This window comes from Nitrosospira multiformis (assembly GCF_900110185.1).
In the GTDB taxonomy this organism is placed as follows: domain Bacteria; phylum Pseudomonadota; class Gammaproteobacteria; order Burkholderiales; family Nitrosomonadaceae; genus Nitrosospira; species Nitrosospira multiformis_A.
The window spans coordinates 145,296-167,691 of record NZ_FOCT01000008.1 but is presented as its reverse complement, the minus strand read 5'-3'; the positions used below and the strand labels follow the sequence as shown (position 1 = coordinate 167,691).

Genomic DNA, 22,396 nt, shown 5'->3' with positions numbered 1-22,396 from the left:
GTTGTGATAGAGCACCGATCATAAATCAAATCTGTATCCAGTGATAGGCTTTTAGGGGGGTTAAAACATCTCTCACTAGGGATAAGCCCTAATGATAGATATCGAGCGAAGGGACGAGCGTGTGAGCAGTAGTTTTAGAGATGAGCAAAATTATAAGAAGGCACCATGCAGCCAGAACGGTTTTCCCATATCAGGCTGTGAAAAAACTTGCTTCCTACACCCCTATTACAGTCCTGCCCGCGAATGAATCCCCTTCGTGCACCTTGAAAATTCAAATCCTTTATCTATCCTTGAAGGGCATGCCTTTCGACAACCTGGTAAGTCTCATCCTTTTGTTGCAAGAAACTGAAGAGGAGTCATCATGAAAACTATTGTGGGCATCAAAGTCCGTGGCTTTATTCTCGCTGCAGCATTTTTTGTTGGTGCGGGTTTCGGCACCAGTGCCTATGCGCAGTTTCAAAGCTCATACCTCATCGACCCCAACAGCAACACGGTAACTATGATTGGCAATTTGGGCGGTGGTTCCAGTGATGCTTGGGGCATCAACAGCGAGGGGCGGATAGCGTGTTATTCTTCCACGGCTGGAGGCACTACGGGGTAGAACAAGCAGTCGTGTCACCAGCCGCCATTTCGATCACAGCAACGCCAGCCTGGCGTTCATGTCGAGGTCAAACCGGCCATACGGGTTGACGTGTTCCCAGATCAGCGGCGTCAAGGCGGCGTAGTCGCGCGGCGTAAACTTTCCTTGCCAGTTCGGTTGCGCCAGCACTTTCTGGATCATCAGGGTGTTGACGTAGACCATGCAGTTCTGGATCAAGTGTAGCGCGAGCATGCTGACTTCGTGATCCTCACGGCGGTTGCTCGCCATCTCGCCACGCCGGGCAAAGAATACGAAGTCGGTAGCACCGTTCCACTGCTCCACCACGTTCAGCCCCTCGTTGATCTCGCGGCGTAGAGATTCGTCATGCAAGTAGCGGCACAGGAAGATGGTCTTGATCGCTTTTCCCAACTCGGCGATCGCCTTGTAAGTCGGGTGTTGCACGTTCTTCCTGGTGAAGCGCCGCAGGATGGCTTCCGTCTCGGCCGTCCTCAGGCGCAGTGCTGTGGCGTACTTGACCATCTGGTCATACTGCTGTCGCACTGATTCCCAGTCGATGGGCTTGGTCAGAATCTGTTGCAGGTTCGCGTAGGCATCGGCCTTGCCAGTCTCTGGGCGATACAGTTTCTGCGAGTGAATGGCTTTCAGCCGTGGCAACAACTGGAAGCCCAGCAGGCGGCAGAAAGCAAATGCTACTGTGCTCTGGCCGTGGGAATCGACATACTGCCGATCCACCTCCATCTCTGTACAGTGGTGGATCACGCCCTCGATCATCGACGCCACTTCCGACGATGATGGCGACTTGAGCTGAGAGTGGATGCAAAGCGAGCTGCGCTCAACGTGCCGCGAATGTTGTAGTCCGTGCCCGGATCGACGAGCACATCAAGGAAGAGGCGAGCGCCGTGCTGGCGGCGATGGGTCTGACCGTATCGGACGCCTTCCGCATCATGCTGACCCGCGTGGCCCGCGAGAAAGCCCTGCCGTTCGAGCCGCTGGTGCCGAACGCCACTACCATCGAGGCGATGAAGGAAGCGCGCCGTGGCGGCTTGAAGTCGTTCGCACCGTCGAGGATCTGATGACGGACCTGAATGCGGAGGATTGAACAGACCGGCCAATTCAAGCGCGACTACAAGCGCGAAGCCAAAGGCCCGCATCGGCAGACTCTGATCAGCGATTTCGTCGCCATCACTTTGGCATCGGCTCAGTCTCGACAGAATATGGCGTGGAAACCTTATTCTAGGCGGGGTTCATACTGAGCCGATACCCTTTTTGATGAAATATCCGGGCTAAGCCAAGTGCAGATGGAAGTTACGAAGACCAACCCTTGTCCGTTTGTTTAGTTGGTAAGTGATGATGACAGATGATCCTACTACGATGTCTTTGAACTGGCTTGCCACCCTCGCTGCGAGTAAATTTTGTCGACACACGGCTTATTGGAAGGGAGGCTGGAGGAATCGTCAACTTGCCGCGGCAGCACAACGCGCGCAAATCGACATTACAATCTTTGATCTTGGCCCCGTGGTACGGATGGGCGAAGCCTTCACTACTGAGCCGCAGGAACTTACTCGATTTAGCATGTTATTAATGAAGGTTTCCGACGAGACCGAGATTAAGAAGGCTGCCGGATTTGATGTTCAGAAGGTGCTCCGAAAGGAAACCACTTGGGGTGTTCAAGTCGATCTCTCCAATATTCAGGCGAGCGAGCTTGATCCCTCTTCAGGGCAGAGCACTCTTGAGGTAGAGTTGCTCAAGCTCCCTATCGCTGGACCTTACCTACCCGATGAGCCATCTTTGCTTCCGCATGTGATTGCCGACCTATCAGCCCTATTGTGGCTCGGAGTTCAGCAGGAAGTGCTGGCAGAGCGCGCGGTGCTCGACATCAAGGGTCTAACGGCGTCGGACGAAGCGCTTCGCTACTTGCGCCGGTACTGCGGCACGAGAAATCAAAATCTTGCTGGTGTCATGATGCTGCCTGACGCCGTTTTGCGTGACTACTATCTAACATTAGCGCGGGAACTGCAGCATATCGCTCCCGAAAAGGCTGCTGAGTATGCCCAAACCGTGTCCGACATGCTCTGTCAGGGTTCTTCGGTGATAATATCCGCGCCAAACTATACATTCACAACCGAACCCGAGGCTACTTCGATCGATCAGGAGTTTGGCGGGTTGAGGAAGCACCGGCTTGGGCTCAGGGCTCTAACAGGTCGTCATGTCGCATGGCTGAGCAACCAAATGGAGGAAGGTCTTGCCGTGTGGCGCGGCGAGTTCATAGGCAGCGTCTTGCTGCTGCAAGAAGTCATTCAACCACTGCCATTTACTCCCGCGCACCTGATTAGAAAACCTATAGAAGTATTAGAGCAATATGAGAACCTACCCCCAGATAGTGACTACATAGTTGGCTTTCGTTATGCGGCCACGGCTGCATTAACTGGTAGTCCTTGGCTACTTTCTAGCGCTCCACTTGCTGCCGCAGTTTTGCGTGTTCCTCTTGAGTTGCTCAAGACAAGGTTGCCAGCCAGCGCGTTCCTGCGGGTCCAGCCCGATAGCCTGTTCGCGCCGAATGAACGTCTCCGCCAGTTGGCGCAGCTCGGAGTGGGTGAAAAGCTGGAGGAGCTGGTTTGGATAGAACGTGTCTATGATTCCATTGGAGCCACGACCCCACCAATCATAGATGCTGTCGTTCGACACGTGATTAAAGAACAAAATGAAGGAGGTCTACTATGAAACTACTTGTCGAGGATGCCGTTGTCCTCCATGAGCGTTTTGAAACGCATGCTGATCTCGTGGATCACTACCGGAATTACGAGGCGTCACAAGGTCGAGTCCCACCAGGGTTTATGTGGGAAACTCTGCTTATCGCGTTGGCAGCTTTCCTCGCTGAGTATTTGGGCGGAAAAGCCCTTGATTATGTGTGGGAACAAGGTCTTCCAAAGATGCCTATTAAGCCAGATGTGAGAAAAATATTGACTAACCTTGCCAGCGAGGGCCACAGGGTACGCATTGTTCTCGAAACAGACGCTGAGGCTGAAGTCGTGCAGCAGCTTCGAAAGCAGTTGCCTGGGGTAGAAGTGACCGTTCCATCGGAGTAGCTGTCGGTCGTCCTAATCTACCGCGTTCCCAACAGGCCGAACCAACATGTCCGCTTTGGAGAAATGCCAACGGCAGCTCAGGGTCGTTATGCAAAGCTTTGCATAAAGCAGAGGATTTTTAGGTCAGCGGGCGCGGCGCATGGAGGGTGGCAAGATGCATAGCCTTGATGCCGCGACCGGTGGGCTAAAATCACCGCGCTGGCGAATGACCTGCCGCTAGCAGAGAAGCACCGCGACCACGCATTGCCCGGCGATTGGAAAGACCACCGCGATTGTCACGTCAAGCCAGACTGGTGTTGATTTACCGCAAACCGGATGACGCCGTGCTGCAGCTCGTGCGTCTCGGCTCACATAGCGAGCTTGGCCTGTGAACGGCCCTGCTGAAACTGCATCAACTGGCGAGAGCCGTATTCAATGAGGGATCACGCAGCCAGGTAGCCGACCTGTTCGAGTTCGCCGTCGATCTGAAAGATCAGGTGTTCAGCATGATGAACCTGCTGGAACAAGTACAGGAACACTCTCTTGTTGACCGAGTTTTGGCCGGAAAGTCTGCCCTATGCCGACTTTGACGACGCGGCCTGATTCAAATGGCGGCTGGTGACACGACTGCTTGTTCTACCCCATTCTAGAAGGCACACGCTCTTCCTGTTTCTTCCAAGAGTGCAAAACAGGGTTGAATACATATAGCATTCTACGAGATGCCTGTGAAAGCCGGGTGAGCGGCAATGCAATCAAATCACATCGCTAATCTGCAGCTCGTGCTTTCTTCGTTGGTTCACGCATAAATAGGAAGATTGCCTTATTGGCATGATTCAGCCCCATCGGATATCGAGCTTTCGCGCCCACGGGGATCGAGGGAATCAATTTGCGCGGGGTGTTCCGTTTCCCTATTGAGCGTTATGCCGGCCAGATTCTGCCGTTAGGAAATGTCGCGAAAACAGGCGCTGCTATCTGAAATCGGCCACGCAACCAGGCTCTGTTGCAAAAAAGAGGACAAACCAAAGAACTATGGGTGTGATCTGATTGATTACGTCCTGTAGATACCGAATTGCCTTTCAATGAGCCAGATTTCTCCTGTGAGGCCTTGGCGCAATTTCCAAATGTCCAGCTGTCCTTTCTTGACCATCCGCATGAGCTCGAAACCTTTGATGGTGGCGTAGGCTGTTTTCATCGATTTAAAGCCCCGCACCGGGTTTATCAAGCGTTTGAGCTTGCCATGATCAGCTTCGATAATATTGTTCAAGTATTTGACCTGCCGGTGCACGATATCCAGCAGAGACTTTCCTTCCGCTTTTAATTCGGCAATGGCGGACCTGTAAGCGGGCGCCTTGTCGGTATTGATGGCACTGGGGTGGGCCCAGGGTTTCATGGATTTCAGGGCTTTGCCCAGAAAACGTTTGGCGGCTTGGGTATTGCGAGTAGCGGAGAGATAGAAATCAATCGTATGGCCTTTTTTATCAAGGGCCCGGTAGAGATACGTCCACTCCCCTTTTACTTTGACGTAGGTTTCATCCACTCGCCAACTGTAGCCCATGGAAGATTTCCAATGCCACCTCAGGCGCTTTTCCATTTCGGCGCGTAGTGCTGAACCCAACGGTAGAGCGTCGTGTGATCCACATTAAGACCACGTTCCAGCATCATTTCCGCCAGATCACGATAGCTGATCCCGTATTTACAATACCATCGGACACAACCCAGAATCATCTCCCCACGAAAATGACGCCACTTAAAATCTGACATTTGAGGATCTGTTCTGAAAAACACAATGGTGCACCTGGCTTCTTATTTTTTGCAACAGAGCCAAAAGCTGCAAGGGAAGCTTGTCCCCTTGCAGCTTCGGGTACTTTTGGCTTCAGCGGGCAATTAGCCGCTTTTTGTCGCGTCGCCTTACACCGCTGGAGAACCTTTGCTCTCCCTCCTCAAATTTTAAAATTGCATCAGTCATTTATAAAACTGGCACAATAATTGCTTATCCCATCTCTTGGTAAGCCAGCCTTCTAGCGAATAGAGGGAAACCATGAGAGAAGAGGACTAAAATGACTGAGAAGTTACTGGGAGCAAAAAATTTTATTGTTGTCCTATCCACGATTGCCATTGCTTCAATATCACCAATCTCCAATGCAGGCTGGATAATTACGAGTATAGGACGCATTCCTGGATATTTGGGGTCGGCAACTGGGATAAATGATTTGGGGCAAGTGGTAGGTTATTCTTTTGACCATACTACCCGTTTCGGTTCTTTCCATGCCTTCACGACGGGCCCCAACGGAAAAGACGTGAGTATCCCCGACATCTTGGGTGGAGAAAGTACCTACATCAGTTCTATCAACAATTCTGGGCAAATGGTTGGGTCAACTAGCACTGATAATAGAGCAACCCAAGTCTTCTTTTTCGATGCCTTCATCACGGGTGCAAACGGGATCGGTATCACGCGGTTGGAGGCAACCGATGGAGCAAGGCTTTTTCCCGTGGCGATAAATGACTCTGGGCAGGTGGTGGGATCTTCCGATGATCCGCGTACTGGCGAGGACCACGCATTCATTACAGGGCCCAATGGAGCAGGACTGACCTATTTAGAGAGTCCGGATGGAGTACCTATTTCGGTAACTGGAATCAATAATTTCGGTCAAGTCATAGGCTATTCTTATCCTTCTAATGGCCCTTCCTACGCGTTCATTACAGGCCCCAATGGAGTAGGATTTAATTATCTAGAATCCTTGGTTGGATCAACCATTATGCCGAGAGCCGTAAATAATTCGGGTGAGATTGTCGGGGGTTTTCATACTCCCGGCTCACCTTTTCACTCTTTCATAACTGGCATAAACGGAATCGGGTTTAGCAGCTTAGTGCTGCCTCCAGAGGGAAGCTATGGCAGTTATGCCTATGACATTAATGATTTAGGGGATGTGGTGGGAGTAATGCACACGGAGGATTTATTATCTAGATCTGCGTTCTTCTATAGCCAAGGAGTAACAACGAACCTCTCGCTTCTACCCTCCGTCATCGCGGGCGGGTGGACTGATCTTAATCCCCGTGCCATAAATAATTTTGGCCAGATCGTGGGGTTTGGAACGAACGGCTCGGACCAGTTCCCATCCCCATTTTTACTTACATATGTAACTGAGCCTCTTGAGCAGAATCCCGAAATGGAAATTCCACTTCCTGAACCCGGGACCTTACTATTGACGAGTTTGGGGCTATTGGGTTTTCGCTTCCGGCACCGAAAGCATAGGTATTTGACTAAAGGCCGCCGATCAAGGCAACCATAATTCCACTCTTCAATACAATCACAATCGTATTTGCACAAAGCGTCCACGAGAGTTCTATCTGGAATTGGCGTGCTGACAGTTGAGAGCGCGAGTTTAAAATTGTGGGAGGCTCGCGCCATATTCCACAGTGGTAGTGGCGAAGAATTCAAATAGACAGCGAATTAATAGACGAACTTCAATTCAGAATGAGGATTACCGCGCCTCACTGTCATTCCAAAAAACCCACATCTTGCAGTATTTCTCTTCATCTTTTACCCATGATACGTATTTTATGATGGTTGAATTGGGGCAAGCTTGCGTATCCTTTATTATTGATAAAATACGTTATCGATAATAAAACAGGTGCACGAGCACTCTGATCTTCCCGCCTCAATTCCTCTTTCAAGCCGGCTTCTAGCTGTGAAGTAGCGAAGTACGGGGAAATCTCAAACAAAAAAAGCCGCAGGACAATTTAGTTTATTAATTCTCATACACCCGCCTCCCGGCGGGTTTTTTTGCTCTGCCATTCTCTTACGAGCCAGTTCCTTGCTCAACTGCTTCTCTGCTTCAAGATCTCACAATCTCGAAAAACGAACTTTACTAGATTCCAAGTGGTACGTTTTATTGGGGCACATCAACGGTTCGTAGCGGATTTTCATTTTTAAATGCTCTCCTGAAACTCATCGTATTTATAGCTTTTCCGAGAGTTAATTTCAGGAGACAGTTTTCGTAGGTTTTTTCAGTCAGGATTGGGACTAAGACATCCGGTTTTTCAAGCTCTCTGAAAAACCACCGTTTAAAAGAGCCAAGTCGCAGCAGGGTTCCGAGCGGACTCATGGCGAAGTAACGATGAACCATATCGGATCTCATTTATTTCAAAAACCTCTTTTTGCATTCGACTTCAAGTTGGTTACCTGAAGCAGCCCTAGGTATTCACTTGCTCAAGTAGCGACTCCTCCTCGTTAAGTTCTGAATACCCACACTGATTCTCTGGTGTACCTCAGGACAGCAGGAAATACTGCTGAGTTATATATAATCGCCCCAAGCTGATCAGTAATGTCTATAAGTAACGTATGCCGCAGCAATCCCTCCGAGAATTTCTAAACAAATCTAAAGTCGGAGCGCATGAGGCTCGGAACGTGGAGCTACGCATTAACACTCCGTTTCTACGCCGATTAGAAACTTGATGGCCATCCGCGCACATCGATAAATGTATGAAGAAGACCTAGCGACATGGAGATTTCGTCTTGGCACGTTATAACCCGCACCACGACCCAAAGCTTAACCACGCTGCAGCTGCGAGATGGAGCGAGCGCTGTCTGATCGATGACGAGTCGATATTACAGGATGGGTTGAACCTATGGACCCCTGTGCTGGTTGATGAGCTGGATCAGAGATTCGTTCAAAACCTCCACGAGGGTGAAGGCGATTTCTTTGGCAAGCTGCGCACCCAACTTTCCCGAGGATCAGCTGAGTGTCACAAGCTGATGGCAGAGATCCTATGGATCCTCATGCTGTTCCAGTCCAACGTTCGCACTTCGAAAAAGAGAGCGAACATCCGGCTGGTTTGGTCTTGGTCGGGGGGAGATTTGCCCGAGGACCATCCCACGCTTTCCGACGCAGTCCTTGAAGGGCTCGGCTCTACAGGCACCGCGTACAACACACATGATGGCGAGAGATTGCCTTTCTAGTTGCGGCGCTACTCGACTTTAAGCATCGTGACCGAGTTCAACGTCAAAACATGGTGAACGACCCGTGGACGTTCGCAGAATGGCTGAGCAGCTTGCCCGAAGCCCGCAACCGCCAGCTGCCACATATCCTGCCACATCTCTTGTTTCCAGACAGTTTTGAGCATATTAGCTCGGAAAAAGACAAGAGACTTATTCTCTCTGCCTTTGATGGCGTGACAGAGAAGGAGCTCCGTAAGTGGGATTTAATCAAGATTGATCGAGCACTCCTCGATCTGCGACGGCGGCTGGAAGCTGAACATTCCCGCGAGATCGATTTTTACGAGAAAGAGCTCGCTGCCAAGTGGAAAAACTCATCAAGGAGTTGGTTGCTGAGCTGGAACCCGAAGAACTGGGAGTGGGCCACTCTCGCCGCCGATCGATCCAACACCAGCGCAGGCGAAACCGTCACCCACGGCTGGCGGTGCGCATCTTCCGCTGCCCGTGAGGGAGACCATGTTTTTTTAATGCGCACCGGGGTTGATCCGAAAGGCATCGTAGCATTTGGATCAGTGGCACGCTCGCCCTACGTGGCAACGCATTATGATGTGGAAAAAGCCAGGGAGGGTAAAACAATCCAGTTCATCGATGTGGATTTCGTCGAAATCCGCGACACGTCGCAGGACCCGATCGTGCCTCTCGAGTTACTTCAGCGCGAGGCCCCCGACCACACGTGGAATCCGAAATCATCAGGTATAGAGATCAAGCCAAAGGCGGCCCGCACACTATCTCGATTATGGAGGGATTCATCCGGGGAGAGAACAGAAAAGCCACCCACCTTGGCAAGGTCGGACAAAGCACCTGATCCTGGGGAGCCGCTGAACTTGATCCTGTATGGTCCCCCCGGCACTGGCAAGACCTATCGTCTGCAGCACACCTACATACCACGCTATTCAGATAACGAGGGCGACCGCTTTGAGTTCATCACCTTCCATCAAAGCTACGCTTACGAAGATTTTGTCGAGGGCATCCGGCCCAAGACTATCAACGGGACCGTTACGTATGAGATCCGGCTTGGCGTCCTGCGGCGTCTGTGTGAGAGGGCACGCAATGATCCAGGGCACCGCTATGCCCTTTTTATAGACGAAATCAATCGCGGAAACGTCGCTAAAATCTTCGGAGAACTGATCACGCTAATCGAGGCGGATAAGCGTTTGCGCTTCGACTCGGATGGCAAGAAAGTCAACGGCCTCGAAGTCACGCTACCTTATTCTGGTGATCGCTTCGGCGTGCCTGCAAATATGGATCTAATTTGCACGATGAACACTGCAGACCGCTCAATCGCCCTGCTCGATACGGCATTAAGGCGGCGATTCCGCTTTGAGGAGCTTATGCCGAGCGCAAGAGATATCGACAGTCGGGGTTCAGGGACGATCCCTGACGGAGAAGGCGGTGAGATTGATTTGCGTCAGCTACTCAACGCGGTCAACGCACGACTGACGCATTTCCTGCACCGAGATCAGACAATCGGGCACGCCTATTTCACTAAAGTGAGAAGCTTTTCTGATTTGCGCACTGTGATTGCTAAGATGGTTCTGCCTCTCCTACAGGAGTATTTCTACGATGACTGGAACCAGATACGCCTGGTCCTCGCCGATCAAACCGTCACCGATCGCGAATATCAACTTGTACGACATGTCACTGCCGACCCTGTGGACTTATTCCCCAGTGCCGATTTTGCCGGACTTGGCGAGTGCCGTATATTCGAAGTAACGCCAGAGGCGGAAATTACCCCTCACGCCATTCGCAAGATCTACGAGTCCCGCTGATGCGGCGACTGACGATGCGGCGACTGACTTTGCGAGAGCGAGATGCGATTCCTATCGGAACAGACGACGGCTTGAGCGAAGCCGAGGCGGCAGCATTTGCCCGGCTTCAGCCCTCGCTCCCCGCAGGCAGTGTGAATTGGCAACATCGCGCTATTCGCTTCGGACCTTTCTGTGGCGTCTTGCGCGCTGGTAATGTAACGGTAGAGTTATTACCTAAGATTGAGGACGGCCAGGATTCGAACGAGGGCGCGCGCGGCCTACTGGTGGCAATGCTGCGCATCACGGGCAATCTCATTGTGTCCAACGCGGGAGAATCGACACTCGGGCAGCAGCAGCTTCATTTGCTGGATCAGTTCATTTTAGATTTCTGCTCTCGCGTGCGCACGATGCTACGCGGTGGCGCAATCGCACGCTATCAGGACCATAAAGAGAACCTGAATGCGCTGCGCGGCCGTTTGATTCTAACCAATCATCTTCTGCGAAACAGCTTTGACCGATCGCATTTGTTCTGTAGCTTTGATGAGCGCACAATCGACAACCCGCATAATCGTGCGCTGAAGGCCGTGTTGTCGGCCCTGCGCTCTAGCGCAGTCAGCGTTCAGACCAGGGCTACCGTGACTACTCTTTTGCATCACTTTGATAATGTCGCCCTGTATCCCGTGACACCGCGAGATATTGCCCGGCTAATCTTCGATCGAATGACGAATCGTTGGAAACCAATCTTCGAGCGAGCCGCATGGCTTTTGCAGGGCCTCTTTCCAGACGTCCGCAGCGGGAATATCGACGGCACCTGCCTGCTGTTTAATATGGAGCGGCTGTTTGAAGCATTCCTCGTCGTCAAAGTGCGGCAGGCTTGGCGAGGTAGCCAGGAAAACAACTTTAAAATTGTATCGCAAGGCCCACAAAAGAACCTTGCGCGGTCTGACTCGGGCCCTGCGTTCAGCCTTCGGCCAGACGTCACTTTGATGGACGATGATGTTGTAGTCCGGATCTTCGACGCCAAATGGAAGCGGCTAGACCCCCAAGCCCCTTCATTCGGCGTTTCGCCATCTGACGCTTATCAGCTTGCCGTCTATGCCAGCCGATATAGGTGCGAACGCGTGGCACTAATATATCCGTCCTCAATAACCCGTCCGCCCGGGCTTGTCGAAAGATATAGATTGGCAATCCCGGGTGCTCCTATTCTCGAGATTTATGCATTCGATATTCGAAAGCTCGCAAGTGGCGGCCCGTTGCCGGTGGAGTTGCACCCTTCGGTGGCATCTTGATGAGCCCGCGACCCGGTAGGCTGCGGCATTGGGGACTAGCCTGCTCAGTGCTTGCCGTAAGGTGAGGGGGCATGTGTCACACCCGCCGTGTAGCGTGTTCAAGCACTCTCTGCTCCGCTACCACCCCCGCGACAATATCTTCTTCATGCTTAGCGGGTCCAACACAGACGCGCAGGTCTCCCAGTTGGCATCTTCTACCTTACTGTATTTCGCATCGAACGGGTTTCGAGTCGCCGTTGTTCGGTCGATGAGTTGATTGGCGGCTTTCTCGTCGTTAAGCGCTATCTGCACCCACACATCTTCCAGCGTGTCGGGAATCTGGCCGAACAGGTCGTGAATTGCTTCGAGGCGGTCGGCGAGCACCTGATGGACCCGATCTTCAATTGAGCCACGATAGCGAAGGTTGGCAATCCATATTTCACCGCGAGCCTGGCCGATGCGCTGGATGCGCCCCTTGCGCTGCTCCAATCGTGTCGGGTTCCACGGCAAGTCGATATTGATCAGCGCACCCAGACGCTGGAGGTTGAGGCCTTCGGACGCGGCATCAGTCCCCAACAAGAGTTTGAGGTCCCCAGTTCGGACGCGAGCCTTGAGATCGTTCCTGTCGCAACGCTGAAACGTGCCGTTACGCCAGATCCCGGAACGGTTGCTGCCGGCATAAAGGCCGATGTCCATGCTGGTAAACTCGGTACGCTTGGCCAGTTCGTCACCGACCCAGCGGACAGTGTCGTAGTACTGAGAAAACATGATGCAACCAAGATCCAGCCAACTGTGAGGGAGGCCGGGGTGGGTGCCACCCCGCAGGTAGCCGATTAGCGCATCCAGCTTAGGGTCGTTGTTGCCGCCCTCGAGAAGCAGCTTGAGGCAACGCTCAAGGGACTGGCGCTCGGCATTAGTGAAGTTCTTGAAGTCGCTGAGAGCCTGCGGCGGCCGGCCGACCTGCGCAGGCGCATCTTCCTCGGCGTCATCATCATCCTCGTCGTCGGGGATGTCCAGCTCTTCGCCGAGCAGTTTGGCAACGGTGCGGCGCCCCGCTTCCATCGAACTGCCCAAACGGCGCAGTAGCAGTGTCTTGAAAAAGCCCGCCCCTTTTACCCGTTCCTGGAGCAGTTGCGAGAAGTTCTCCGCCTCCTGATAGGCATCACGCAGATAGCTGCCGAGCATCAGAGCACCGCTGTCGTCCTCCCCAAACAGCTTCACCGTCACTTTGGGCAGGAAATAGTCACCGGTCGCGGGATTGATCGTCGCTTCAAGGTAGGCGCGCGTGCGGCGAACGATGCAGCGCAACAGCGGGTTAAAGGTTTCGCCGTAGTTGGGCAGCAAGCCGTTCTGTAGTTGGACGCGCTGAATCGCTTTAGATAGGTTGTCGAGACTTTCGGGATTGAATTGCCACCGCGCGTCGCTGGCATCGAGGGTGCGGCGGATACGATCGAATGCTGGGTCTTCAAACCTTGAGGGAAGCGGATCACGTACGTACTGCCAGCCGTCGCGAACATCGACTATTGGTACTGCCGAATCCCCGGTGGCAATCTCCAGGCAATGACTGGCCTGAAACCAGGGACTTGTATGCGTCCAGCCACCTAGCACTCCTTCGTTGCCGTGAGACAGGATGTGCAACAAGTCCCATGCCTCAACCGGGTGCAATTGCACCGGCGTCGCCGTGGCGAGCAACATGCTCTTTGTCTTGGGCCCTAGTTCCCGTAGGAAAACCATCAGTTTGTTGGGGGCGGCACGCTCATTGATTTCAGTAGCATCGGCATCCACCTTCGGCACATTACGTCGGCGAGCGCGGTGCGCTTCGTCGACGATCACGCAGGTATAGCGCCGACTCAGGAGTTGATTGACAGCTTCCGACAGCCCGCGAACAACCAACCCTTGGGAGACCAAGCCAATGCGGCGGGGGCACTTGCCGAGTGACTTGCCACTCTCCGAGGGGTATTCCAGCTCGTTCTCATCAACCCACGCACGGCCATTCCAGCGAGCTGATGGTAGCAGCAAGAGTTCCATCAACTCGTCCTGCCACTGTTGCAGCAACGGCTTCGGCGCCAGCACAAGAATTGGGCCACCGTCAGGATCATCCAGCGCCATCAGCAGCGCGGCCATCGCCAACTGAATCGTCTTGCCCAGACCCACCTGGTCAGCCAGCACTAGCCGCGCTCCGCCAAGCCGGTGTCGCTCCAGCGCGAGGCGGGCGAAATACTTCTGATGTGGCCACAAGCCCTGTTCGCGGCGATAAACAGGCGTTTCGACCGCCGCAGCGGCAGCCGCTGCAGTCGGGTCAGCAATGGCTTGCAGATCCTCGGGCTCGATCAGCTTCCGCGATAGGATGCGTTCCACATCCTGCGTAATGAAGGGGCAACAGGCCAGATCGACAGCACGAGCATCGTTCCATAGCGCATCAAATTCTTCCTGTACCCAGGCAATCGTCGCGGGGTCGGCGTCTTCCCACAGCAGTTCATAATTCACTTTCCAGGCTGAGGCGCTTTCGTTAACGCTGCCCAGGAACGCAGTGGCCGAACCATCGGCGCGGCGCACTACACCGGCCTTGCCGTGAATCAGGCCGAAGGCGGAATCCGGCAGCACCCGCACCTCCATCTTCCGGCTGGTCAACGCGTCGTAGAGTGCGCGGTAGCGGGGTAATGCCATTGGCGGCGCCTCTTCCGGCTTGCCCGCGCACCAGCTCCGGCGCAGCGCCGCTTGGGCCGCCGCCGCGGTGATGAGATCTTGCGGGTCGAGGTCCGAGTTGCAGATGATGCGTACTGGCCCGGAAACCTTTGAGATCGCTTCGCCCGCCACCTCGAACAGACTGGACCGGAAGTAGCCGGCAATGCGGTCGTATGACACTGCGCCATCGAGGCGCCGCGCCAGTACCGAGTGGTCGAGTCTGTTACGTCGACTGGAATGGCGCTCCAACATCAGGCGTGATCATTCCGCAGGCGACCGGCTAGGATGCGGGCGGCCTCGGAATCCGCAATCCATTCGTTCATGCCCTCGGCGTTGCCAAGGGCGGCGAGCCATTCGAGCAAGCCGATGAAGCCCTCGCGCTTGCCCCAGTAGGCCTGGCCAAAGGTGTCGCGCAAGTACTGCCGACCCGATTCCGGGCTATTGTCGGCCGCGGTGGTTTCGCAGATGGCAAACATCAGATGCCGCAGAAGCGATGCCGCAAACGGGTGTGGGCCATTGCGGCCTGCGCGTCCACCGCGAGCAGGCAGTGCAGCCGAATTCGCCTCGCCTCCACTCACGGGAGCAAGCTGGGTTGCAGCAAGGCCCGATGGCGTGAACATGCGAGTGCCATTCGCCTTGTCGCTCTTGAGCAGCGGCTTGACGTCAGTGACCCCGAAGCCGCGTGCCAGCTCTTCATACATGCCCTTGCGACGCTCGCCCCGGCTCTCGATATCCAGCGCTCGCAAGTAGTAGCGCTCTACCAAGGAAAGATCACGCCAAGAGGCGTCCAGTCCATGTGGCACCAGCGTATCGCACGCGATAGCGAGCGCTCGTTCGATTACGATCTGGAAATCGCTCTTCTCGTTCTTGGCACGCACCGCAAAAACTTCATGTTCCACGTCCTTGCTATCCAGATTGCCATATTGAGTCAGCACCTTCAGCGCGGCAGCATAGGCGGCAAGCTGGTAATCAGCGTCGTTGAAGTTGGGCTCCCCACTTTCGTCGAGGGCCTGCATGGACTCGATCTGGCGCTTCACTTCATCTTCCACCAGAGGATATACCTCATCGAGGAAGCCGGGCTCGTTGGCAATGCGCTTTCGCAGGACGAGGCAGACGGTACCTTGGACATAGTTGCCTTTCTTGATGCCGGCGGCTTCGGTTTCGGTGCTGATGGTCCACGCGGCGGTGGCTTTCAGTCCCGCGGCCCAGAGGATCATCCCCAGATCAGCCCAGACCGCGGGGTCTTGATGGGTAAACATGACCATCTGCATACCGTTGTTCGGCATGTGGTTGGCGAGGTTCTTATAAATCTCCACCATGGAATGGCGGAAGTCCTCACCGTCACCGCGCACCGCGAGCTCGGCGCGAGCGTCAGGTATCCATTCGGGGAAGGCTTTGGCCAGCTGCTTGTCGTACCAAGCCAGGAAGAAATCTCCCAGTTCGTGGTAGTTGACCGCGTCCGCATAGGGGGGATCGGTGACCCAAAGGTCGCAAGTTTGGCGGAGATCGCGGGCGTCAACCGGCAACACTTTAGAAATGCGAGCGGTTGATACCTTTGCTTCTGTTAATACCGGCCATGCAGTAGCGAGTTTTTGAAGCGATCGATTCGAGTAGCTAGCCAGTGTATTTAAAGCTTGATTCAGGAAGACATCTTTTCCTTTTTCATTTGCGGGACTCGTGTCCCAAAGGCATAGCCTTGAATTCCAATTCGCAATTCGACCCAACCCCAGAACGCACCCAACTTTCGCCGCCTTCGACGTCGCAAGGCGACCGCTGATTTCTGCGAGTAGTCCGTGCGTCAACAACTGCCTTGGGGTAAACAAATGGTACCAGTAAGTCCAACCCCGCTCGCGATAGAGACGCGCGGTCTCGTCGCCACCTTCAGGAATTACTTTCGACGGAATAAACCCCTCGCGCTGCCACTCCGCAAGGCGTTCGCGCAGCAGTTCCAGCACCTTCGCTTCCCGCGCCAGATCAGCAGCCTCAGGGGCGGCGTAGCGGCGGACTTTCTTAGGTTTGCCATTTCGAACCACGGTCTTTACCCAGCGGATGCAGTAGAGCCGTTCCTGAAACACATCGCCGGGGCGCGGAACCACATCATTATTGCTCCAACGCCGCAGTCCCTCCGGGCCCCGCAAGGCTTCCATCGACCAAGAACGGCTTGCGTTGAAGGGATCGATGACGCGACTATCTACCACCGTGGCGCCTTTCTTTTCTTTGTAGAGTTTCAGTTCGGCATCTGAGACAACAGCGATTTCTGGCGTCAGAGAGTCGCTGCCGGGGACAAGCTGCCAACGGGCGACGACCTTGGATTTCTCTCCGATCAGCCAACTAGGCGCCAGCGGAATGAAATAGTCGCACCCCTCTGGCTTCACCTCTACGCAGTAGAGGTACGCGTCAGCGCGTTCGCCCTGCGCATTGTGCTCGATGCCCCATTCGGTGACTTGTCGGTCGGCGGCGGCGAGCGCCTCGGCCTGTGCGCGGATGACTTCTTCCTGAACATCCATGTCTCCGCAAAGCAAATTGAGGCTGGCCCAAGTGAGCAATCCCGCGACGGGATTTAAGTCGGAGCCAAACGCCTCGCAACCGATGCGGGCTGCCTCGAAAGGAATGGAACCACCACCGCAAAAGCTATCGCCGACACGGGGCGTATGGCCGAAGGCGCGCTGACCGAGTTGTTCGACCAACTCAGCCAAGGAGGTCGCTGTGGTGCCGAGGTGCGCGTTGATCTCCACCCAAGCGCTCTCTGACGGACCCTCGACGTTCTCCGGGCGCTCGCAGTATCGGAGTCTATCTGCGTAAGGCAAGGCGTCGAATGCGGTACGGCTGATGTAGCTGTCCTCGGTGCGCCAGGGTGCGCCAGAAACTGCGTCTTTGACACGTTGCCATGTGCCGTCGTCATCCATGGTCAAAATCTTGAGAAAAATCTCGCGGTCTTTTTTTGCGTCGTTGGAGGCGGGCATCAACATGCCAATGATAGAGGCCCGTACAAGAATCAGCGGCTTGCGCCCCCACCATTTGCCAAGACGAGTTAGTGTCTGTCCGTTGTTCGCCTTGCGCTCCTTGTAAGACTCGGCGGAGAGGCGGGCGACGGGGAACTGGGTTTCGATGAATGCAGGCATGGGGCGATCTTGATGAATTCAGAGTGAGAGCGAAAGCTGCGAATGACCCAGCAGCTCGCGGCGGGCCTTGGGCGACAGGCCCTCGCCCTTAACGAAGGGGTTGTCGACGATGGCAGCACGCAGCGCCTTGCGCCAACCCAGCCCCTTCTGCGTGGCCTGCCCGGTGGTGGCCACTGTCATGGTGTAGAGCCACCAGCGTTCTTCCGGAGCCAGCGCCTCCCAGTTGTGCAGGGCGTTAGGGATGTCATCAGGTGAGGCGTCTTCCACTGCCCAGCAAAGGATGCAAAGCTCCTTGCCCAGCGACGGATGCACCGGCACGGGATTGCCAGGGTTCTTCTGGAACTTCGCCAGCGGCAGGCCGTTGGCACGCAGGCGGCGGTTGGCTTCTGCCCAGAAGGCCGGAGCGAGTGCAAGCCAGCGGTTGCGGTCGATCAGTACACGCAGGGATGGGTCGTTCGGCGCAGGTATCTCCACGGTGCGAACGCCCAGATGGTCGAGATCATTACCACGGTGCTCCGTGATGTAGATCATTTCGCTGGCGCTGCTTCCCTTGGGGACATCAATGAGGAAGCCGTGACGAGCTTCTTCGGGTAGAAAGCCGAGACCGACAATCTTGCGGGCGGATGCAGGTGTGCGGACCATGGCTTATTGACTGACCTTCGCGGCGTTAAACGGCTGGTTGGTGGCCTTGAGCCAGTCGAGCAACACCTGACCGCTGGGGAAAGCCAAGGAGCCGACGCTCATGCGCAGGCTACCGTTGCTGACGATTTCTTGCAAGCGCTCGGCGACGGATTTCGTGGTGGCGGCGTTGTAGCCCCCCTCCAGCGCACCGGAATACTCGACGTTCTGTTGGCCGTCCGTACTCTCAGCCGTGAGGCGGATATCATGCGCAACAACACCGGCAGCTGTTTCCAGCCGTTGCAGGAAGTCCCACACCGCGCCGGTATCGTCGAATTTGGTTTGCTGCGTCCAGCGGGCCGGTTGGGTGAGGTCGATAGGCGGTCCGGTGTCTTTGCCTTGCGGAATCTGAATGCGGATGACTTCTGAACTTAACTCATAAGCGGCACAGACGGCCATGGCGCAAACGATGCGGCAGTTAGTCGGCACGCGGAAAATGCCATCGTAGGTTGCCGAGCCAGCGTTGGTCGGTGAGGAACCGTCGGTGGTGTAGTGGATGACGATTCCGCTGGCTTTGGGCAATGCCCGGAGCTCGACTTCGTAATGGTCACCACGGTTGGGCAACTGGTACTTGAGCCGCAGCTTGGCCGTCCATTCCTTGACCGCACTGACCCGCGCCATGTCAGCAGGGTCATGGGCCAGGAAGCGGTAGCGCAGTGCGGTCGCCCCGAAGCGGGTGGGGGTCGGCACCGGGCTGGAGGCGCTGGTTGGGTTTGCATCACCCGTTTCAAAGACGACCGCGGGCGCGTGCAAGGGCTCGATCTTGAGATAGGTGATGCCGTCGCCGTCTTCCTGAACAGAGAGCTCGCGAATCGAGACTTCCGGCACGGGCGGCGGGAAGGGGCCGCGGCGAATGTGATTACCCTCCTCGCGCCATAATCCCCGGCGCAGGCATTCGGCCTTGAGGTCCTCAAGCGCGGAAAGTTTATGTAGCGGCCAGTTAGTTGTTACCGCCGCTGCGCGCTTGAAGTCGGCCCAGAGAACAACCTTGCTGTCTGCTGATCCGAACAGCCGGCCTTCAGCCCGGCTGCGGAAGCTGTCGTCATCCACCTTGGTGGTAAACTTTTGTGCGCCTTCGAGCGTGTGGCGAAGCGTCGCTTCGCCGTTCTGATTGCCGGCGAATGCGAGATCAATGCCCGTGGCGCGGAGGGCGAAGTTGATCGAGGGATAGACGATCTGGTCAAAGGCTTCCTTGAGGGCGGAGGTGAATTGCAGCCCTACACGGTCGCGCAGGGCGTCGAGTGTCCGCCACTGCGGATCATCAGACGGTGTTTTTTCCTGACGGAGTTCGTCTTCGATGCTTTCCAGGGCGCGGGTCTGACGGGCTGAGTCGAGCACCTTCTGGAATGTGTCCCGCAATCCGGTTAGGAAGAGGACGCGGTTCTTGTATTGCTGCTGTTCCCACCATGCCTGCCAGTCCACCGAGATGGGCAACTGGTTGGCTTGGCCTCCGGGGCGAACGATGACCAGCGTGGTCTTTTCCTGTTCAACCTGCACTTCATCGGGCGGCGGCAACACTTTGACGACTTGGTAGCAGTCGCGCAGTGACGCGGAAAAGTAGGACTCCAAATGCTTGCGTAGCATCCGGTCTACGGTTTCGAAGTGGAGTGAGAGGGCGGTAGAACGAAGCTTGGCCGCGAGATTTTGCTGGTTCTTGAAGAACAGGCGGCCGTCGTCGGAGTTGTGGAGATACCAAGCACGGGTGGCGAGCTTGTCGAGGACGTTGGCCTTAAAGGTAGAGAGGTCGCGATGGGGACGCTGGAGGCAATCCACAAGCTGGTATTCGCGCAGCCCCTGAATGGCACCCGGCGTAGTGGACAGCGAAGCGACGAGGATCAGCCGGGCAGCATCTGAGGCGTCGGAATTGCCGTTGGCGAGGTCGATCTGCTCCACTTCGGCATCGCCACTATGCGCGATGTCGTGTGCGATAGCTTCGCTGAGCGACGGATTGATGGTCCGGATTTCAGAGGCGATCTCATCCAAATTCAGGTCGATATCGTAGGGGTGAATCAGGTCGTTACCGACAGCCCGCTTGGAGTTCCACAGGCTGGCCACCACCATCTGCATCAGGCGAATGACGCCACGGGTTTGCTGGAAGCCTTCGTTTTCCTTGAATTTGCCAACGAGTTCGCGCAGGTCGGGATGGAAGGGGTAGGCATCGGTGATGCGGGTGAATAGCGCCTCGGGGGACGAGCTGGTCAAATTCATCCTGACCGCCTCACGCAGCGCCTCTCGGTACGCCTCGGCAACTTTTTGGATTTCCTGGTCGGGGGCAATCGCCTCGAACAAACGTTTGCGCAGGATGTGATACAGCTCGTCGCCGTTGGGATTGACGGGCGTGATGGGCACAGCGATGCGCTTGGATTCCGAGGTGATGCCCTGGACGGCACGATTGAATGCCAATTCCAATTTGGATTGTCCAATGCTGAAATTCGACCCCGCCAGATCGGAAAGCACCAGGCAGACGTTGTCCATGTCGGCGACGGCAACGAACAGATTGGCCAACGCGGCAGTGGTCACCACCCCGAGATCGGCATTGCCGACCGGAACCGCAACTGCGTATTCAAGGTAGGGCGGAAGCTCGTCAAGGAACAAGACAAGCGGATCACCACCGAGCAACTGCTTCCACGCCTCCGGCCCGGGAGCGCTGAGCATAGGAGAAACGTAACGGGCGAATTGTTCAGCCTTGCCAAGTTGTTCTGCAATCGAACCCCAGATGCCGCCAACCGCGTCGGTGCTGCGGCCATTGAAGCCGGAAACCCTTGCCCGCCCCAGATTGGGTGCCGGGTTTCGCTCCCCAAGTATCTTCTTCCGCAAGGCTGGGTCTTTCGCTAGCAAGCCCAGAGCAATCATGCTGTGAGTTTTACCGCCACCCATCGCCTGCGACAGGAGGAAGACCGACGACCCGGCTCCCTCACCACTCAGGTGCCGGAATGCTCGATCGACGAGCGTGAGCATGCCGCTGGTAAAGTGGTTTTCTTCGAAGAACTCCGTGCCGTTGACCTGCCCCTTCAGGAACGCATCCAGGTTGAGAACTGTAGCGCGTCGATCAGCGGCGAATACTGACTGCCGAGGTTTGCAAAGGGTGTGGAGGCTCATGGTGGTGTGGACTGGATGGATTAATGGCGGAAATCATGGGTATTCTTGCGTCCGTGCAAGTTCTATATTGTGCGGGAAAACCCCACGCGGAAGTATAGAGGCAACGGCAAACTTTCGATGTGCGATAGGGCTGGAAAGAGTAAAAGTTGCGGAGGTTTTCGAAAAAAATGTTACTTCTCTTTGCGATCGACAGCCTTTCTCCTTCTCCTTCTAACTACGTTCTCCTCTCTTGTTCGGCCACAGTTACTCTCTGCCGTTAGCATTTGAAGCAAGAAGGATGGTTTTGATAGCGGTGTTTGGGAAACACCGAGTCCAGTAGATTCCGCCATGCCTGCTGAATGGCGTGCAGAGGTAAAAGAAGAGATCGAGGACAGGGCGCGAGAATTGACGCTGTTGCGAGATCAAGAGCTTGTCATTACCAGCAACCAAGCCTAATAGTCGTAGTCCAATTCCTCTGTATCTGACGCCTGCGCCTGCCTCTCTTCCGCATAGGCTATGCAGCCCTCAATAAATGAGTCGGAGTTTCCCCCGCAATCATCGGGATCGTGAATATCATTTTCCTCCGCCCACTCATACCCTGCCTCATGCCCTGAGCAATCAATTGTGCACGTGTACCCCATAAAGGTAGGCGGAGCATGCCGTGCGTAAGGGGCTGTCGTTTTAGATTGATATTCGCCCCAAGATTCTTCCCAAGGCTCCGGGTTATTCCGGGTTTGATGTTCCTGTTTTGTTGACGAGTCTTTTTCACACGAGAGCAGGGATCCGGCGATCAAGACCATAAGGATACTGCTCAGTAGCAGCTTCATTTTTATTGCCTAGATTTTGCTATTAGAGGGAGCAATACTTGCTTTGGGTTCACACTAGTCTGGCAATTTGCCAAGTCCAGCGGAGCTTGTCTATTGGACTAACGTACACCTGAGTTACAGTATGGGTATTGGGGGATGGAAGGGCAAAAAACCCACCGAAGTGGCTTGGTATAGAACTACCTGGGATCACCAGACGCGGAGGAAGGCAATTAGGGCGGCGCCGAACATCCGTGTAAATCGTATTGACGGACTTATGTAGAAGCCCCGAAACCTCCTTTACTCCTATTGTTTTCATCCTCAATTTCTAATTGCTGTAAAGCGAGGGAGC

15 protein-coding genes and 2 pseudogenes are annotated in these 22,396 nt (G+C 55.0%); 10 read left to right on the top strand and 7 right to left on the bottom strand.

Annotated elements, in window-relative coordinates; all coding sequences use genetic code 11:
- Positions 1-361 precede the first annotated feature (361 nt).
- Positions 362-601: a hypothetical protein gene (locus BMY01_RS10870; protein WP_074747032.1), complete on the top strand. Its 240-nt coding sequence runs from the start codon at positions 362-364 to the stop codon at positions 599-601.
- Positions 602-634: 33 nt separating this feature from the next.
- On the opposite strand, the pseudogene BMY01_RS10865 reads toward BMY01_RS10870, so the two are convergent.
- Positions 635-1,474, bottom strand: a pseudogene (locus tag BMY01_RS10865) (Tn3 family transposase); the annotation flags it as partial.
- Between the two features lie 26 nt (positions 1,475-1,500).
- On the opposite strand from BMY01_RS10865, the gene BMY01_RS10860 reads away from it, so the two are divergent.
- The 5 genes from BMY01_RS10860 to BMY01_RS18960 all read left to right on the top strand — a co-directional run bounded on the left by BMY01_RS10860 (position 1,501) and on the right by BMY01_RS18960 (position 4,058).
- Positions 1,501-1,674 (top strand): type II toxin-antitoxin system RelB/DinJ family antitoxin, encoded by a 174-nt coding sequence (locus BMY01_RS10860; protein WP_439331403.1) that lies wholly within the window; start codon positions 1,501-1,503, stop codon positions 1,672-1,674.
- A 274-nt stretch (positions 1,675-1,948) separates the two neighbouring features.
- On the top strand, positions 1,949-3,322 hold the full coding sequence (locus BMY01_RS10855) for a hypothetical protein (protein WP_074747030.1): 1,374 nt from the start codon (positions 1,949-1,951) through the stop codon (positions 3,320-3,322).
- Positions 3,319-3,687 carry a hypothetical protein gene (locus tag BMY01_RS10850; protein WP_074747028.1) on the top strand — a complete coding sequence of 123 codons (369 nt, stop codon included), beginning with the start codon at positions 3,319-3,321 and terminating at the stop codon, positions 3,685-3,687. Before BMY01_RS10855 ends, BMY01_RS10850 begins: the two co-directional genes overlap by 4 nt.
- A 189-nt stretch (positions 3,688-3,876) precedes the next feature.
- Complete coding sequence (locus BMY01_RS18965; protein WP_439331404.1) at positions 3,877-3,987, top strand: type II toxin-antitoxin system mRNA interferase toxin, RelE/StbE family; 111 nt, start codon at positions 3,877-3,879, stop codon at positions 3,985-3,987.
- The gene (locus BMY01_RS18960) at positions 3,960-4,058 is read left to right on the top strand and encodes a type II toxin-antitoxin system YafQ family toxin (protein WP_254772700.1); all 99 of its coding nucleotides are present in this window, start codon (positions 3,960-3,962) and stop codon (positions 4,056-4,058) included. The genes BMY01_RS18965 and BMY01_RS18960 overlap by 28 nt, the downstream gene beginning before the upstream one ends.
- Positions 4,059-4,714: 656 nt before the next feature.
- On the opposite strand, the pseudogene BMY01_RS10835 reads toward BMY01_RS18960, so the two are convergent.
- Positions 4,715-5,427 (bottom strand): annotated as a pseudogene (locus BMY01_RS10835) (IS6 family transposase).
- Positions 5,428-5,723: 296 nt separating this feature from the next.
- Between BMY01_RS10835 and BMY01_RS10830 the strand changes: the two are divergent.
- From BMY01_RS10830 to BMY01_RS10815, 4 genes are all read left to right on the top strand, one after another.
- Positions 5,724-6,956, top strand: a complete 1,233-nt coding sequence (locus BMY01_RS10830; protein WP_074747026.1) for an HAF repeat/PEP-CTERM domain-containing protein — start codon at positions 5,724-5,726, stop codon at positions 6,954-6,956.
- A 1,226-nt stretch (positions 6,957-8,182) separates the two neighbouring features.
- Positions 8,183-8,626: a hypothetical protein gene (locus BMY01_RS18080; RefSeq protein WP_217638653.1), complete on the top strand. Its 444-nt coding sequence runs from the start codon at positions 8,183-8,185 to the stop codon at positions 8,624-8,626.
- A gap of 50 nt (positions 8,627-8,676) precedes the next feature.
- Positions 8,677-10,431, top strand: coding sequence for an AAA family ATPase (locus tag BMY01_RS10820; protein WP_217638652.1), 1,755 nt, complete (start codon positions 8,677-8,679; stop codon positions 10,429-10,431).
- Entirely contained in the window at positions 10,431-11,699 is a 1,269-nt protein-coding gene (locus BMY01_RS10815) for an McrC family protein (protein ID WP_139176867.1), read from the top strand. Before BMY01_RS10820 ends, BMY01_RS10815 begins: the two co-directional genes overlap by 1 nt.
- Before the next feature lie 117 nt (positions 11,700-11,816).
- Here the strand turns inward: BMY01_RS10815 and BMY01_RS10810 are convergent, their stop codons facing one another.
- The 5 genes from BMY01_RS10810 to BMY01_RS17425 form a co-directional block, all read right to left on the bottom strand.
- The gene (locus BMY01_RS10810; RefSeq protein ID WP_074747022.1) at positions 11,817-14,615 is read right to left on the bottom strand and encodes a phospholipase D-like domain-containing anti-phage protein; all 2,799 of its coding nucleotides are present in this window, start codon (positions 14,613-14,615) and stop codon (positions 11,817-11,819) included.
- Positions 14,615-17,485, bottom strand: a complete 2,871-nt coding sequence (locus BMY01_RS10805; RefSeq protein ID WP_074747020.1) for an anti-phage-associated DUF1156 domain-containing protein — start codon at positions 17,483-17,485, stop codon at positions 14,615-14,617. The genes BMY01_RS10810 and BMY01_RS10805 overlap by 1 nt, the downstream gene beginning before the upstream one ends.
- A gap of 18 nt (positions 17,486-17,503) precedes the next feature.
- Positions 17,504-18,127 (bottom strand): DUF3780 domain-containing protein, encoded by a 624-nt coding sequence (locus BMY01_RS10800; RefSeq protein ID WP_074747018.1) that lies wholly within the window; start codon positions 18,125-18,127, stop codon positions 17,504-17,506.
- 3 nt (positions 18,128-18,130) lie between these two features.
- A complete protein-coding gene (locus BMY01_RS10795; RefSeq protein WP_074747016.1) occupies positions 18,131-21,262 on the bottom strand; it encodes a DUF499 domain-containing protein in 3,132 nt (1,043 codons plus the stop codon).
- Between the two features lie 431 nt (positions 21,263-21,693).
- Positions 21,694-22,068: a hypothetical protein gene (locus BMY01_RS17425; RefSeq protein WP_139176865.1), complete on the bottom strand. Its 375-nt coding sequence runs from the start codon at positions 22,066-22,068 to the stop codon at positions 21,694-21,696.
- Positions 22,069-22,396: the final 328 nt, after the last annotated feature.

Bases quoted from the DNA above. Each gene is read 5' to 3' on its own strand.
- BMY01_RS10850 (WP_074747028.1), top strand. From the start codon at position 3,319: ATGAAACTACTTGTCGAGGATGCCGTTGTCCTCCATGAGCGTTTTGAA.
- BMY01_RS10815 (WP_139176867.1), top strand. From the start codon at position 10,431: ATGCGGCGACTGACGATGCGGCGACTGACTTTGCGAGAGCGAGATGCG.
- BMY01_RS10800 (WP_074747018.1), bottom strand. From the start codon at position 18,127: ATGGTCCGCACACCTGCATCCGCCCGCAAGATTGTCGGTCTCGGCTTT.
- BMY01_RS10830 (WP_074747026.1), top strand. From the start codon at position 5,724: ATGACTGAGAAGTTACTGGGAGCAAAAAATTTTATTGTTGTCCTATCC.
- BMY01_RS10870 (WP_074747032.1), top strand. From the start codon at position 362: ATGAAAACTATTGTGGGCATCAAAGTCCGTGGCTTTATTCTCGCTGCA.
- BMY01_RS10820 (WP_217638652.1), top strand. From the start codon at position 8,677: ATGGTGAACGACCCGTGGACGTTCGCAGAATGGCTGAGCAGCTTGCCC.
- BMY01_RS17425 (WP_139176865.1), bottom strand. From the start codon at position 22,068: ATGAAGCTGCTACTGAGCAGTATCCTTATGGTCTTGATCGCCGGATCC.
- BMY01_RS10855 (WP_074747030.1), top strand. From the start codon at position 1,949: ATGATGACAGATGATCCTACTACGATGTCTTTGAACTGGCTTGCCACC.
- BMY01_RS10810 (WP_074747022.1), bottom strand. From the start codon at position 14,615: ATGTTGGAGCGCCATTCCAGTCGACGTAACAGACTCGACCACTCGGTA.
- BMY01_RS10795 (WP_074747016.1), bottom strand. From the start codon at position 21,262: ATGAGCCTCCACACCCTTTGCAAACCTCGGCAGTCAGTATTCGCCGCT.
- BMY01_RS10805 (WP_074747020.1), bottom strand. From the start codon at position 17,485: ATGCCTGCATTCATCGAAACCCAGTTCCCCGTCGCCCGCCTCTCCGCC.